Origin of the sequence: Citrobacter sp. Cpo147 (assembly GCF_030332405.1) — a bacterium.
GTDB classification, from domain to species: domain Bacteria; phylum Pseudomonadota; class Gammaproteobacteria; order Enterobacterales; family Enterobacteriaceae; genus Citrobacter; species Citrobacter portucalensis.
The window spans coordinates 897,674-912,058 of the sequence record NZ_JAOWHX010000030.1 but is presented as its reverse complement, the minus strand read 5'-3'; the positions used below and the strand labels follow the sequence as shown (position 1 = coordinate 912,058).

The following is a 14,385-nucleotide window of genomic DNA, read 5'->3' as shown; positions in this document are numbered from 1 at the left end:
CATCTCTATTGTATGTATCTCCCTGAAAACGACACCGGTAACGGTCAGGGCGGTTCGGAGTTGTTATGTCTTTTAATTCCCTTGGTTTAAACCCTGAAATTTTACGTGCCGTTGCCGAGCAGGGTTACCGTGAACCTACCCCTATTCAGCAGCAGGCTATTCCTGCCGTGCTGGAAGGCCGCGATCTGATGGCCAGCGCCCAGACCGGTACGGGGAAAACGGCAGGATTTACCTTGCCGCTGTTGCAGCACCTGATCACCAATCAGCCGCATGGTAAAAGCCGTCGTCCGGTTCGTGCGCTGATCCTCACGCCAACCCGCGAACTGGCGGCCCAGATTGGCGAAAACGTCCGTGATTACAGTAAGTATCTGAATATTCGCTCGCTGGTGGTCTTCGGTGGCGTCAGTATTAACCCGCAGATGATGAAGCTGCGTGGCGGCGTAGATGTGCTGATCGCCACTCCGGGTCGTTTGCTCGATCTGGAACACCAGAATGCGGTGAAACTGGATCAGGTTGAGATCCTGGTACTGGATGAAGCTGACCGCATGCTGGATATGGGCTTTATTCACGATATTCGTCGCGTTCTGGCAAAACTGCCGGCAAAACGTCAGAACCTGCTGTTCTCGGCAACGTTCTCTGATGACATTAAATCGCTGGCCGAAAAACTGTTGCACAACCCGCTGGAAATTGAAGTGGCGCGTCGTAATACCGCGTCAGAGCAGGTTACTCAGCACGTTCATTTCGTTGATAAAAAACGTAAACGTGAACTGCTGTCGCAGATGATTGGTCAGGGCAACTGGCAGCAGGTGCTGGTGTTTACCCGTACCAAACATGGCGCGAACCATCTGGCAGAGCAGCTGAATAAAGACGGCATCCGCAGTGCGGCTATCCACGGTAATAAATCTCAGGGTGCGCGTACGCGTGCGCTGGCTGATTTTAAATCCGGTGATATTCGCGTGCTGGTAGCGACCGATATTGCCGCGCGTGGTCTGGACATTGAAGAGTTACCGCACGTGGTGAACTACGAGCTGCCAAATGTCCCGGAAGACTACGTGCACCGCATTGGTCGTACCGGTCGTGCGGCCGCTACCGGCGAAGCGTTGTCTCTGGTGTGCGTCGATGAACACAAGCTGTTGCGTGATATCGAGAAGTTGCTGAAAAAAGAGATCCCGCGTATTGCAACGCCAGGCTACGAGCCAGATCCGTCCATTAAAGCTGAGCCGATCCAGAACGGTCGTCAGCAGCGTGGCGGCGGCGGTGGTCGTGGGCAGGGCGGAGCAGGGCGTGGCCAGCAGCCGCGTCGTCAGGATGGCGGTGCGCCAAAAGCGAAACCGCGTAGCGGAGAAGGCAAACCGGTAGGCGATAAGCCTCGTCCACCGCGCCGTCCGCGCAAACCGTCTGCAGCACAGTAATTCACCTTGCTGTATGGCAGTATAAACACGCTATCCGGCCTACACACTGTGTAGACCGGATAGGTCAATCACTCCCCCGAACTTTGTGATTTCAGCACGATTGAGCAGGTATATCGTCCTGCCGGGTGAATCGAAATCGTCGTCTCAAATACTTTCCCGTCCCTGTCCAGATAACGACGCACGATTCTCATCGCTGGCGAATCAGGTGCTACATTGAGAATCTTTGCCACCTTTTTGGGCACGCCGACAGCCGTAATGGTCTGATGCACCTCATGGCTTTTAATACCGTAATGCGTTTCGATCAAATCGCTGATTAACGAGTGTGGGTCGTCACGGATGTACGTACGCAGTTTGGCGTAATCCGTGCTGGCATAACTGTCCGTCCAGCAGATTGGCGCGTCGGGGTTTTGCGCATCTTCGCGAGTGCTGGCAATGTGCAGCCAACGGGAACCGGGCGGGCAGCCAATCATCTGGGACAACTCTATGTCCGCCACAATCTCATCGATTTTCTTGATGACGCGCAGATTGTTTTTGGCCAGCAGCAACAGATCCTCAAGATGCGATAGCGGGTGATTGACGCCGTTAGCCTTAGGTTCGCAAACGCGGGTTCCCGCGCCTTTACGCCGTGATATCAGACCTTGCTCTGTTAATTCCCTTAACGCCTCACGCATGGTGTGGCGGCTGACCTGCCATGTTTCGCACAGTTCCATTTCCGTAGGAAACAGCGAACCGGGGGCAAAAGTTCCCACCGCAATTTGCTGCGCCAGTTCACGTGCTATTCGCTTGTACAGAGATTCTTTCATCGCAGTTTCATCAAAATATTAGTGATCTTTATCACGAAAATTTGTACGGACTATTCCCTACATTTCTTATGAATACTATAAATGTCCGTACATTCAAATGTACGGACATTTGTTTATGTCTGGACATTGTGGCGGCATTTGAATATCCAACAAACTGCCGTAAACACGCATCTTATCATTATCAGATTTTCCAGGGGGATTTATGGCTTCGAATGTACTTGATTCTGTTCTGTTCAGGGATTCTTTCGGCACACCGGCGATGCGCGCGGTGTTTGACGATCGCGAGCTGGTACGCAAATACGTGGAAGTGGAAGTGGCATTAGCCAAAGCCCAGGCACGCTGCGGTGTGATACCCGAGGCTGCGGCGCAGGAAATCGCAGAAAAATGTAATGCTGACACGCTCGATTTTGATTTATTGCGCCATGAAACCGAAATTGTGGGTTATCCGATCCTACCGCTGGTGCACCAGATTTCTAAACAGGCAGGCGAGTCCGGAGGTTATGTGCACTGGGGGGCCACCACTCAGGACATTATGGACACCGCAGTGGTTCTGCAAATTCGTGATGCTTTTGCGCTCATTGAGTCCGATATGGACAAACTCCGCGCCACGCTGGCCGATCTTTCACGCCGCTACCGTGATACGCCGATGGCCGGGCGAACCCATTTACAACAGGCTTTGCCCGTGACCTTTGGCTACAAAACTGCCATCTGGCTGGATATGTTTGAACGCCACGCGGAACGTCTTACCCAGGCGCGTCCTCGTGTATTGGTCGGCGAATTTGCGGGGGCAGCCGGTACGCTGGCATCACTGGGGGATAAAGGCCTCGCGGTACAAAAAGCGATGATGGAAGAGCTTGGGCTAAATGTCCCAACATCCACCTGGCACGTCGCGCGTGATGGTTTTGCCGAAGCGGTGAACCTGTTAGCGGTGATTACCGGGTCGCTGGGCAAGATTGCCTACGACGTAATGCTGCTGGCTGCAAACGAGTTTGGCGAACTGTATGAGCCGTTTGTTAAAGGGCGTGGCGCCAGCAGTACCATGCCGCAGAAACGCAACCCTATTTCCAGCGAGCTGATGCTGGCCTGCGCCAAAGGTGTTCGCCAACAGGCAGGGTTGATGCTTGATGCGATGGTGCAAGATCTGGAGCGCGCAACCGGGCCGTGGCATGCCGAATGGATTGCTATCCCGGAAAGTTTCGTTCTCAGCGCGGGGGCATTGCATCAGGCCAACTTTATGCTGGCGGGGCTGGTGGTCGATGAAGAGGCGATGAAACGTAACCTCGGCATGACTAACGGATTGATTGTGGCTGAAGCGGTCATGATGGGGTTGGCTCCGTATATTGGTCGTCAGGATGCACATGACGTGGTGTATGACGCCTGTCGTATCGTCAACGAACAAGGTGGACGATTGGCTGATGTGCTGAATGCGATGCCATCTGTCTCTGAACGACTGGACCCACAGTTGATTGAAAAACTGACCGACCCGGCAAATTACCTTGGAATGGCACCGGCGATGGTGGATCAGGTATTAGCAAGATACATGTCGCGGAAATGAATGCTCTCGGGCTAACGGAATAAGGATATTTTTATGTCAACGAATTCTGTCACGGGAAAATCCATTCTGTCGTTCCTGATACCGCTGGCGATAGGCGCGATCATTTGGTTTTATCCTGTTCCTGATGGTCTAACGCCTCAGGCCTGGCATATGTTCGCGATATTTGCCGCGACCATTGCCGCCATTCTCACTCAGCCGCTCCCTTCGGGGGCGGTGATGTTGATTGCACTTTGCGTGGTTATTTTCACCAAAACGTTACCAGAGGCAAAGGCGCTGTCAGGGTTTGCGTCCGGTACGGTATGGCTCATTTTCTGCGCCTACGTCTTGTCTCTGGGGTTTGTGACGTCAGGACTGGGGAAACGTATTGCGTATAAAATGTTATCGCTCTTTGGCGGCAGCAGCCTGGGTATTGCTTACTCACTGGGGGTTTCCGATCTGATTATGGCCCCGGCAATGCCGTCAGTAACTGCGCGGTCCGGGGGCATAATTTTTCCCATCACGCGTTCCATCAATGATGTGTTGGGCTCCGCTCCAGGGGTAACGGGCAAACGTATTGGCGATTTCTTAACCATGGTGTGCTTCCAGTTTACGCCGATTACCGGGGCGATATTTCTCACCGGGATGGCGGCGAATCCGCTGGTAGCGAGCCTGGCGAAATCGTCATTGGGTATGGAGATAACCTGGGGCGGATGGTTTATTTCCGCAGTAGTCCCTGCGATGGTTTGTTTCTGTCTGATGCCGCTACTGGTCTATAAATTATTGGATCCTGAGCTTAAGCGTACGCCAGAGGCAAAAGCGATGGGTAAGCAGGCGCTCGGTGAGCTCGGTTCGATGAGCAGCAACGAGAAAAAGGTCGCGTTTGGTTTTGTGCTGGCGCTGGTTGGCTGGGGCACCAGTTTGATTACTGGATTGTCTGCCACATCTGTCGGGCTGGGGCTGGCTGCTTATCTGTTTGCTTCGGGTGCTGTTAGCTGGAAAAGTTTGCTTAATGACCATGCAGCCTGGGATACGGTTATCTGGTTTAGCGTCATTATTAGCCTTGCGACCGGACTTGCCGATCTGGGTTTTATTAAATGGATGACAATAAAGTTAGGCAGCGGTATTCAAGGGTTTGGTGCGATTGAGTCCTTTATTGTGCTGGGGATCCTTTACATTTACGTCCACTATCTCTTTGCTACGGCTACCGGGCACGTAGCTGCGCTGTATGCTCCTTTCGCGGCCACGGCGATAGCTGCGGGTGCACCGCCGATGATGGTTGCTATTTGCTTCGGTATCTTTAGTAATCTGATGTGGGGGAATACCGAGTATGGTGGCGGACCTGGTCCTATTTATTTTGCCCAGGGCTATTTTGAACGACCGCGTTTTTACAAAATTAACCTCTGTGTGGTAACGGCAAATGTGATTATCATTTTTGCAGTGGGCATGCTGTGGTGGAAGCTGCTGGGATACTATTAACCGACACGTTTATTCGGCCTGCAATGTACCTGACTGTAGGCCGGATAAGGTGTAAGCCGCCATCCGGTAATTTAAGCCAGAGCTGCGAAGCGCTTTCCAGAATGGGGGAAAAAGGTACATCCAACGCCTGAAATGTGCCACAATAGTGGCTGTTTATACAGTATTTCAGGTTTTCTCATGGCACTTACGGCTGCGCTAAAAGCGCAAATCGCCGCCTGGTACAAGGCGCTTCAGGAACAGATCCCCGACTTTATCCCCCGTGCGCCGCAGCGGCAGATGATTGCTGACGTCGCGAAAACGCTCTCCGGGGAAGAAGGGCGACATCTGGCGATTGAAGCACCGACCGGGGTGGGGAAAACCCTGTCGTATCTGATCCCCGGTATTGCCATCGCGCGTGAAGAACAAAAAACGCTGGTGGTCAGTACCGCCAACGTCGCTTTGCAGGACCAGATCTACAGCAAAGATTTACCGCTGCTGCGCAAAATTATCCCCGACCTGCGTTTTACCGCTGCGTTTGGTCGCGGACGCTATGTCTGCCCGCGTAACTTAGCGGCGCTGGCCAGCACTGAACCCAATCAGCAGGATCTGCTGGCTTTTCTCGACGATGACCTGACGCCCAACAACCAGGAAGAACAAAAGCGCTGTGCCAGGCTAAAAGGCGATCTCGACAGCTACAAGTGGGACGGGCTGCGCGATCACACCGATATCGCTATCGACGACGGACTCTGGCAGCGTCTGAGCACCGATAAAGCCAGCTGTCTGAATCGCAACTGTCACTACTATCGTGAATGCCCTTTTTTTGTCGCCCGCCGGGAGATTCAGGAAGCTGAAGTGGTCGTGGCTAATCATGCGCTGGTAATGGCGGCCATGGAAAGCGAAGCCGTTTTGCCGGAGCCGAAAAATCTACTGCTGGTACTTGATGAAGGCCACCATTTGCCGGATGTCGCGCGCGATGCGCTGGAGATGAGCGCAGAAATCAGCGCCCCCTGGTATCGACTGCAGTTGGATCTATTTTGCAAATTAGTGGCTACCTGCCTGGAGCAGTTTCGCCCGAAGACCACGCCGCCACTGGCAAATGCCGAGCGTCTGAACGGTCACTGTGAGGAGCTGTATGAGCTGATTTCATCGCTCAATAACATTCTTAATCTGTATATGCCCGCTACCCAGGAGGCAGAACACCGCTTCGCGATGGGCGAATTGCCTACGGAAGTGATGGAGATTTGTCAGCGTCTGGCAAAGCTAACAGAAATGCTGCGCGGTCTGGCGGAACTGTTCCTCAACGATCTCAGCGAAAAAACCGGCACTCACGATATCGTGCGTCTGCATCGGGTTATTTTGCAGATGAACCGGGCGCTTGGCATGTTTGAGGCGCAAAGCAAACTGTGGCGGCTAGCATCGCTCGCGCAGTCGTCAGGTGCACCGGTAAGTAAATGGGCGACGCGCGAGGTGCGTGACGGGCAGATCCACGTCTGGTTCCACTGCGTGGGGATTCGTGTGAGCGATCAGCTAGAACGACTGCTGTGGCGTAGCGTCCCGCATATTATTGTCACTTCCGCAACGCTGCGCTCGCTCAACAGCTTCTCGCGTTTGCAGGAGATGAGCGGTCTGAAGGAAAAAGCAGGAGACCGGTTTGTCGCGCTGGATTCACCGTTTAATCACGTTGAACAGGGCAAAATCGTCATTCCGCAAATGCGCTATGAACCGTTAATTGATAACGAAGAGCAGCATATCGCGGAAATGGCCGCCTATTTTCGTGAACAGCTGGAGAGTAAAAAGCATCAGGGCATGCTGGTACTCTTTGCCAGCGGTCGGGCGATGCAGCGTTTTCTTGAGCACGTTACCGATTTGCGCCTGCTGTTGTTGGTGCAGGGCGATCAGCCGCGCTACCGTCTGGTGGAGTTGCACCGCAAACGGGTGACCAACGGCGAGCGCAGCGTGCTGGTTGGGCTGCAATCTTTTGCTGAAGGTCTGGACTTGAAAGGCGATCTGCTGACTCAGGTGCATATTCACAAAATTGCTTTTCCGCCTATCGACAGTCCGGTGGTGATCACCGAGGGCGAGTGGTTGAAAAGCCTGAACCGCTACCCCTTCGAGGTGCAGAGCCTGCCTGCGGCGTCGTTCAATTTGATCCAGCAGGTTGGGCGACTCATCCGTAGCCATGGCTGCTGGGGAGAAGTGGTTATTTATGACAAGCGTTTATTGACCAAAAGCTATGGCAAGCGTTTACTGAACGCGTTACCCATATTTCCGATAGAGCAACCTGCTGTGCCAGACGTTATAGTAAAACCAAAAGAAAAAGCGAAACCCACGCGCCGCCGTCGGCGTTAACGATGCGAGCAACAGGCAAGGAGTTATCGATGGATTACCGCAAAATCATTAAAGAGATTGGGCGAGGAAAAAATCACGCGCGTGACCTGGACAAGGATACCGCTCGCGGACTGTATACCCATATGATGAACGGCGACGTACCTGACCTCGAGATGGGCGGGGTACTGATTGCGCTACGTATCAAGGGCGAAGGTGAAGCGGAGATGCTGGGCTTTTACGAAGCGATGCAAAACCACACCATTCGCCTGACTCCGCCGGTAGCCAAACCCATGCCGATTGTCATTCCCAGCTACAATGGTGCGCGCAAGCAGGCGAATTTGACTCCGCTGCTGGCGATTTTATTGCATAAACTTGGCTTCCCGGTGGTGGTGCACGGCGTCAGCGAGGATCCGACCCGCGTGCTGACTGAAACCATTTTCGAACTGATGGGAATTACGCCAACGCTGCATGCCGGGCAGGCGCAGGCAAAGCTGGATGGTCATGAGCCGGTGTTTATTCCGGTGAGCACGCTTTGCCCTCCGCTGGAGAAACAGCTGGCGATGCGCTGGCGCATGGGTGTGCGTAACAGTGCGCACACGCTGGCTAAATTAGCCACGCCGTTTGCTGAAGATGCCGCGCTGCGTCTTTCCAGCGTGTCCCACCCGGAATACGTTTCGCGCGTGGCGAAGTTCTTCGGCGATATCGGTGGGCGCGGCCTGTTGATGCATGGTACCGAGGGCGAAGTGTATGCCAACCCGCAGCGCTGCCCGCAGATAAGCCTGATCGATTCATCCGGTGTGCGAGTGCTACAAGACCGACAGAGCGAGATGCCTGACGAGCCGGTACCGCTACCGGTAGCAAAAGACCCGGAAACCACCGCGCGCTGGATTGAGCGTTGTCTGGTTGGCAGCGAGCCTGTTCCGGCATCGTTGAAAATCCAGATGGCCTGCTGCCTGGTGGCAACCGGTGAGTCCGCCTCACTGGCTGAAGGACTTGCCCGCGTCGAGCAAAGTTTCTAAACCATTTGTTATCCCGACGGGCCTGTTGCCTGGCCTGTCGGTTCTCTCTTTTCGGCAATGTGAAATTTCTGCACGTTTATTGACCCCCAGCGCACCGTGGCGCAGCATAGTTTGTTGAAAAATAAGAAACACAACAAACACGCGACACAAAGGAGATAACAATGAACAGTGGACATCGCTTCCATGTGCCAACGCTGCACGCCTTTATCCAGGCCGTTTTTCATCAGATGGGAAGCAATGATCAGGAGGCGCGGCTGGTGGCCGACCATCTGATAGCCTCTAACCTCGCCGGTCACGACTCCCATGGCATCGGTATGATCCCAAGCTATATTCGCTCATTCTCGCAGGGGCATCTGCAGATCAACCGTCATGCCAAAGTGGTAAAAGATGCGGGGGCGGTGATTACGCTTGACGGCGACTGTGCGTTTGGTCAGGTGGCGGCGCACGAGGCAATCACGCTTGGAATCGAAAAGGCGCGTCAGTACGGAATCGCCGCTGTGGCATTACATAATTCGCACCATATCGGCCGTATTGGCTACTGGGCGGAGCAATGTGCGGCAGCAGGTTTTGTCTCGGTGCATTTTGTGAATGTGGTGGGGATCCCGATGGTCGCACCGTTTCATGGCCGCGATAGCCGTTTTGGCACCAATCCCTTCTGCGTCGTATTCCCGCGTAAAGATACCTTCCCACTGTTGCTGGACTATGCAACCAGCGCCATCGCGTTTGGCAAAACCCGTGTGGCATGGCATAAGGGCGAGCCGGTGGCTCCAGGATGCCTGATTGATGTGGAGGGTGTGCCCACTACCGATCCTGCGGTAATGCAGGTTTCTCCGCTGGGGTCGTTGCTGACCTTTGCCGAGCACAAGGGGTATGCGCTGGCGGCGATGTGCGAAATTATGGGCGGTGCGCTTTCTGGCGGTAAAACCACACATGAAGAGAGCCTGCAGACCAGCGCGGACGCCATCATTAACTGTATGACCACCATCATTATGAATCCACAACTGTTCGGCGCGCCGGACTGCGACAACCAGGTCGCGGCATTTGCTGAGTGGGTGAAAGCGTCCCCGCATGCTGAAGATGCCCCGATCCTGTTGCCTGGGGAGTGGGAGGTGAATACTCGCGAGGAACGGCTGGAACACGGTATTCCGCTGGATGCCGGAAGCTGGCAAGCGATTTGTGAGGCGGCACTGCAAATTGGGATGCCAGACACCGTGTTGCAGGAATTCTGTCAACGGCTGGAAAAATAGGCAAAAAAAAGCCCGTCCAGTGGCGGACGGGCAAACAAAGGGTAACAAACAGGGTCAATGAGGGTTGGAGCATTGGGTCGTACAGGTAATCTTTCGGTTATTTATAGATAACCGCGGTGCCGCTCATTTTGTCTTTGCCGATAGCGGAAGTGATGCTGTAGCCAGTTGCGCCAGCTGCATTCGCTTTCTCAGCCAGTTTGGCTTCCAGGCCGTCCAGCGTAGTAGCGCCGTCAGCAGATACCACACCAATTTTGTTCATGTTTTGCGCCTGAGTAGAGGAAACCGGCTCGGCAGCGAAAACGCCAAATGACAGGGTAGACAGGGCGATGGCAGCAACAGCAAATTTGATATTTTTCATGATTAATCTCTCGCAGGGTTGTTCTGTTAGTCAGTGTTCTTTAAGAAGACGTTGTTCCGTCGATGTGATAAGTATCACGTTTTTTTTGGTGAGAGAAAATCGAATAGAATTGACCACATCAATCAAATAAATTGAATGACAAATAACTTATTGAATATTAATAAATTCGAGTAAGGGATTTACAGTTCTTGTCATTGCGCTTTACAGAGAAGGCGACAACGGCACATTTTGCTACACAGGGTGCAAAAAATCGTGCTCGTAAAGGAAATCGTATGCGCTGAAACTTTTGGTAAAGATAAGTCAACGTAGCTGGCTGTCTTTCGAACCTCTGCGATTATATCCTGAAAATGCTGAGCTATGTGAATCTTTATCCTGTTGGCAGGCGATGCACAAGCGTACCCCTGGCACGGCCTCACGTCTGGCCTGAGGGATAGGATTGCCGCATTCTTCGCATTCATACAGACTTTCCCCTGTCGGTAACTCACCGCGAGCGCGGGCAACAGCATCTTCAATAGTATTGTTGATCTGTTCGTTAACCGCGTCGTCATTTGCCCATCCGGATGCCATGTGTACCTCCTGCTGATGTCTACAGACTAAGTATAGCGAAGGTGATGATTGAAAAACGACCACGCGCCAGCAGTATCAGATTTCAGACCATTCACGCAGCAGGTTATGGTAGAGATTGAGTAATGACAGGATCTCGCTGCTCTCCCCATGGCGAGCTTTCAGGGATTGAATGTTTTTATCCAGTTCAAAAAGCATGGCGCGATTTTTGTCGTCACGGACCATCGACTGTATCCACATAAAAGACGCTACACGAACGCCATGGGTCACTGGCGTGACGCAATGTAGGCTGCTGGAAGGGTAAAGCACCAGATCGCCTGCCGGAAGCTTCACCGCATGCTGGCCGTAAGTATCATTGACCAGCAGTTCTCCCCCTTCATAATCATTCGGGTTACTCAGGAATAAAGTTGCGGAAAGGTCCGTGCGCATCCAGCCGTTTTGCGGATGGCTACGCACCGCACCGTCGACGTGAAAACCGTAGGTCTCGTTGTCCTGGTAGCGATTAAACAGCGGTGTGGAGAGCGTTTTTGGTAGTGCTGCGGCGAAGAAAAGCGCGCTGTTACTTACCGCAGTCTGTACCGCCTGTTGTAAAACGCCGTAGCGTTCACTTTGCGTATTCACCTGCTGGTTGTTTTTTACCTGCGCCCCCTGAGCGCCGGTGGTTGCGCGGCCATCAACCCAGTCGGCAGCGTCCAGTTGTTCACGAAACCAGGCTACATCCTGCGCCGACAGAACGCCGGGAATGTGGTACATCATCAGTATTTCTCCTGAAAGTGGGGCTTACGCCCCACGCGATGGATTAGAAATGCATATTGGCGGTGAGCAGGAAAGTTCTTGGCTCGCCCGGATGATAACGGTATCCACTCTTGTTTATGGAGGATACATAATCGGTGTCGAACAGGTTATAGACGTTTAGCTGGAAATCGAGATTGTGATTCACGCGATAGCCCAGTTTGGCGTCAGCGACCCAGTAACCTTCAGTGTAGGATGGCGTACCCACTGCACCGTCGGAACCGCGATGCATACTACCCACGTAGCGAGCGCCTGCGCCAACGGAGATATCATTGGTAGCCTGATACTGGTTCCACAGCGTGAACGCATGTTCCGGTGTATATGGCAGGGAAGAGGAGCCATCCTGAGCAACGTTTTTACCGCTGTGGATGGTCGCGCGTTGCTGGGTGTAACCCCCAATAATCTGCCATGCGGGGGTGATGTTGCCTGCTACCGAGAGCTCGTAGCCTTCAACGCGTTTCTCTCCGTACTGGGAATAGGTACCGTCGTCGTTCTGCTCAACTTCATTCTCAATATCCGTGCGGAAAATCGCAGCGGTTAACAGCAGGCGCTTATCCAGCACCTCCCATTTGGTGCCGATCTCGCTGGTTTTCGCTTTCTGCGGTTTGAAATCGGTACGATTCGCACTGTTACCGCTGCCGCCCTGAGCAAGAGCAAAGTTGCTGCCGCCCGGCGGTTGCTGAGAAACGGCATAGTTGATGTACACGTTACCGTTATCGGTCAGGTGATACAGCGCGCCAGCTTTCCAGTTCACCAGATTGCCTGATTTGGCAGTATCCACAGTGGTGACCGGGGAACCTTTAGCCACGCCTGTCGGGCACGCGACTGCGCCGCGACCGGAAGCGCCGCATGCGGTGGCGCTGTCATATTCTGTGCGGTAATTGTCGAGGCGAATACCACCGTTCAGCTCGAATTCACGGGTAATTTGTAGCGTATCAAAAGCGTATACACCGAAGGTGTCTGTTTGCCCGTTAGCGTTGGCGCCGTTACGAGACAATCCGCCGATATTCACATTGCTGTCGGGGTGATAGATATTCACCGGTGGTGGGGTGATCGGCGCCACGCCATAGTTGGTTTGTGTTTCGCGCGTCAGCTCCACACCGGTGCTGATGTCGTGACCGATGGATCCCGTGTAGAACGTTGAGGTCAGGTTGGTCTGGTTGGTCAAGATCTTATTGCTGACATCCTTGGTATTTGCCAGGCGTGACCAGGTCCAGCTGTCGACGCTGCTGGTGGGTTGGGTGATGTTAGACGCGCCGCCCATCACCGCCGTCATCAGATAATCCTGTTTAATGCGCGACCAGCGGGTGGTGTTGCGAATAGTGGTGCTGTCGTTCAGGTCATGTTCAAAACGCATCGTCGCGGTATCGGTTGTCGAATCGTCATAATCCGAGTTGGTACCGTAGAAATTATGCGTATCCACTTTGCCTGAATGATTCAGTGCAGAAGTCCCCGCAGAAGGTGCGGAATATCCCGGCAGGCCAATGGTAGGGATGCCGCCATCCGGCGTGTTGTGCTGGGTGACATGTAGATAGTTCAGGTACAGTCGGTTCTCAGTCCCTAAGCCAAAAGCGAGAGAGGGGGCCACACCGTAACGTTCATTCTTAACATTATCGCGACCGGCATCATGCGTTTTTTCGCCCATCAGGTTTAAACGTGCGGCGGTGGTCTCGCCGATGACCTGGTTAATGTCCAGCGTACCACGGCGGAACCAGGCGCTACCGACGCTGGCCGATGCATCGATTCCTGAGTCGGTGCGTGGCTGTTTGCTGATCATATTGATAGAGCCAGTCGGTGCGCTACGTCCATAGTCGGTACCGGAAGGACCTTTGATTACTTCCACCTGTTCGGTATTGAAGGTGTCGCGCGTGACGCTGCCAATATCACGGATACCGTCGATATAAATACTGTTCGAGGTATCCGCACCACGCATGTAAACCGTGTCTCCGGTGCTGGAGTTACCATTCTCACCGGCGAAAAATGCGCCAACGCCCGGGACGTTTTTCAGCGCGTCGGTCAGATTTGTTGCGCCTTGATCCTTAATCACCTGCTCAGAAATCACCGTCATGGTGCGGGTTGTATCCGCCACCGGACGGGAGAATTTAGGGTCGGCAGACTGTGTTGGGGCGTACAGCGAAGGTTTGGCCGCTTCAACGACCAGAGTGTCTTCTTGTTTTTTATCCTGGTCGTCCGCAGCGACAGCCTGAGCTATAGGGGACAGGCCAATGCACAGACCGGCAAAAAAAGTCAGTGAGTGAAAGCTACTGGACGGCAAGTTGCGATTTTTATCCATGTTAATGAGTGACTTATTATTGTTTGAGTGGACGGTTTCACTCGCGCGAAGGGACATCTCTATGGATGTTATACCCTGCAGGCCTCGCGGAAATGAATATGTAATTGATAATGATTTTGATAAGCATTACTAATTAGTGCGACGTTTTAGCATTCATTAATTCAAAAATAAATACATTTATTTACATTGGATTCAAAATGCCAACATATTGATTACAAATTGAGCTGCAATGAAGTGAACCGCACGCAGAAAACTGCATTCGGGGTGAATGCAGTTGGGCTGAGAAGGGGGGTTACTTATAGATGGTTGCGGTACCGTACATCTGATTTTTGCCGCCCGCAGAATCAACGACAAAGCCTTTTGCCCCTTGCTCTTTCGCTTTCTCTGCCAGCTTGTCTTCGAGGTCGCTCAGGTTAGAGGCGCCGGTAGCGGATACTGTGCCGGAAGCTTGTAGCTGACCGGTAGCTGGGCTGGTGTATGGCTGTGCAGCAAAGGAGGCAAATGTCATGCCGGAAAGTACGGTAGCAGCAAGTAATGTGAGGCATTTCTTCATGGTGATATCCTCTGAAAAACAACAGGT

The 14,385-nt window shown here is 53.2% G+C and carries 12 protein-coding genes; 6 read left to right on the top strand and 6 right to left on the bottom strand.

Annotated features, from left to right (window positions below):
* Window positions 1-65: 65 nt before the first annotated feature.
* Window positions 66-1,412, top strand: a complete 1,347-nt coding sequence (gene rhlE, locus OGY06_RS06990) for an ATP-dependent RNA helicase RhlE (RefSeq protein WP_286604994.1) — start codon at window positions 66-68, stop codon at window positions 1,410-1,412.
* Between the two features lie 68 nt (window positions 1,413-1,480).
* On the opposite strand, the gene OGY06_RS06985 is transcribed toward rhlE, so the two are convergent.
* Window positions 1,481-2,215, bottom strand: a complete 735-nt coding sequence (locus OGY06_RS06985) for a GntR family transcriptional regulator (RefSeq protein WP_003831553.1) — start codon at window positions 2,213-2,215, stop codon at window positions 1,481-1,483.
* Between the two features lie 202 nt (window positions 2,216-2,417).
* Here OGY06_RS06985 and OGY06_RS06980 point away from each other — a divergent pair, with 202 nt between their 5' ends.
* From OGY06_RS06980 to OGY06_RS06960, 5 genes are all read left to right on the top strand, one after another.
* Window positions 2,418-3,770: a class-II fumarase/aspartase family protein gene (locus OGY06_RS06980; protein WP_003831555.1), complete on the top strand. Its 1,353-nt coding sequence runs from the start codon at window positions 2,418-2,420 to the stop codon at window positions 3,768-3,770.
* Window positions 3,771-3,803: 33 nt separating this feature from the next.
* Window positions 3,804-5,225, top strand: coding sequence for a DASS family sodium-coupled anion symporter (locus OGY06_RS06975; protein ID WP_003831557.1), 1,422 nt, complete (start codon window positions 3,804-3,806; stop codon window positions 5,223-5,225).
* A gap of 177 nt (window positions 5,226-5,402) precedes the next feature.
* Window positions 5,403-7,553 (top strand): ATP-dependent DNA helicase DinG, encoded by a 2,151-nt coding sequence (dinG, locus tag OGY06_RS06970; RefSeq protein WP_071445151.1) that lies wholly within the window; start codon window positions 5,403-5,405, stop codon window positions 7,551-7,553.
* Window positions 7,554-7,582: 29 nt separating this feature from the next.
* Complete coding sequence (gene ybiB, locus OGY06_RS06965) at window positions 7,583-8,551, top strand: DNA-binding protein YbiB (protein WP_164562981.1); 969 nt, start codon at window positions 7,583-7,585, stop codon at window positions 8,549-8,551.
* Window positions 8,552-8,712: 161 nt separating this feature from the next.
* A complete protein-coding gene (locus OGY06_RS06960) occupies window positions 8,713-9,798 on the top strand; it encodes a malate/lactate/ureidoglycolate dehydrogenase (protein ID WP_164562980.1) in 1,086 nt (361 codons plus the stop codon).
* Between the two features lie 97 nt (window positions 9,799-9,895).
* Here OGY06_RS06960 and ybiJ read toward each other — a convergent pair whose 3' ends face one another.
* The 5 genes from ybiJ to mcbA form a co-directional block, all read right to left on the bottom strand.
* Window positions 9,896-10,156 (bottom strand): DUF1471 family protein YbiJ, encoded by a 261-nt coding sequence (gene ybiJ / locus OGY06_RS06955; RefSeq protein WP_003831561.1) that lies wholly within the window; start codon window positions 10,154-10,156, stop codon window positions 9,896-9,898.
* Between the two features lie 300 nt (window positions 10,157-10,456).
* The gene (locus tag OGY06_RS06950) at window positions 10,457-10,723 is read right to left on the bottom strand and encodes a DksA/TraR family C4-type zinc finger protein (protein WP_150344823.1); all 267 of its coding nucleotides are present in this window, start codon (window positions 10,721-10,723) and stop codon (window positions 10,457-10,459) included.
* 75 nt (window positions 10,724-10,798) lie between these two features.
* A complete protein-coding gene (ybiX, locus tag OGY06_RS06945) occupies window positions 10,799-11,476 on the bottom strand; it encodes a PKHD-type hydroxylase YbiX (protein WP_164562979.1) in 678 nt (225 codons plus the stop codon).
* 43 nt (window positions 11,477-11,519) lie between these two features.
* The gene (locus tag OGY06_RS06940; protein WP_164562978.1) at window positions 11,520-13,805 is read right to left on the bottom strand and encodes a catecholate siderophore receptor Fiu; all 2,286 of its coding nucleotides are present in this window, start codon (window positions 13,803-13,805) and stop codon (window positions 11,520-11,522) included.
* Between the two features lie 292 nt (window positions 13,806-14,097).
* Window positions 14,098-14,358, bottom strand: coding sequence for a DUF1471 family periplasmic protein McbA (gene mcbA / locus OGY06_RS06935; protein WP_003831565.1), 261 nt, complete (start codon window positions 14,356-14,358; stop codon window positions 14,098-14,100).
* Window positions 14,359-14,385: the final 27 nt, after the last annotated feature.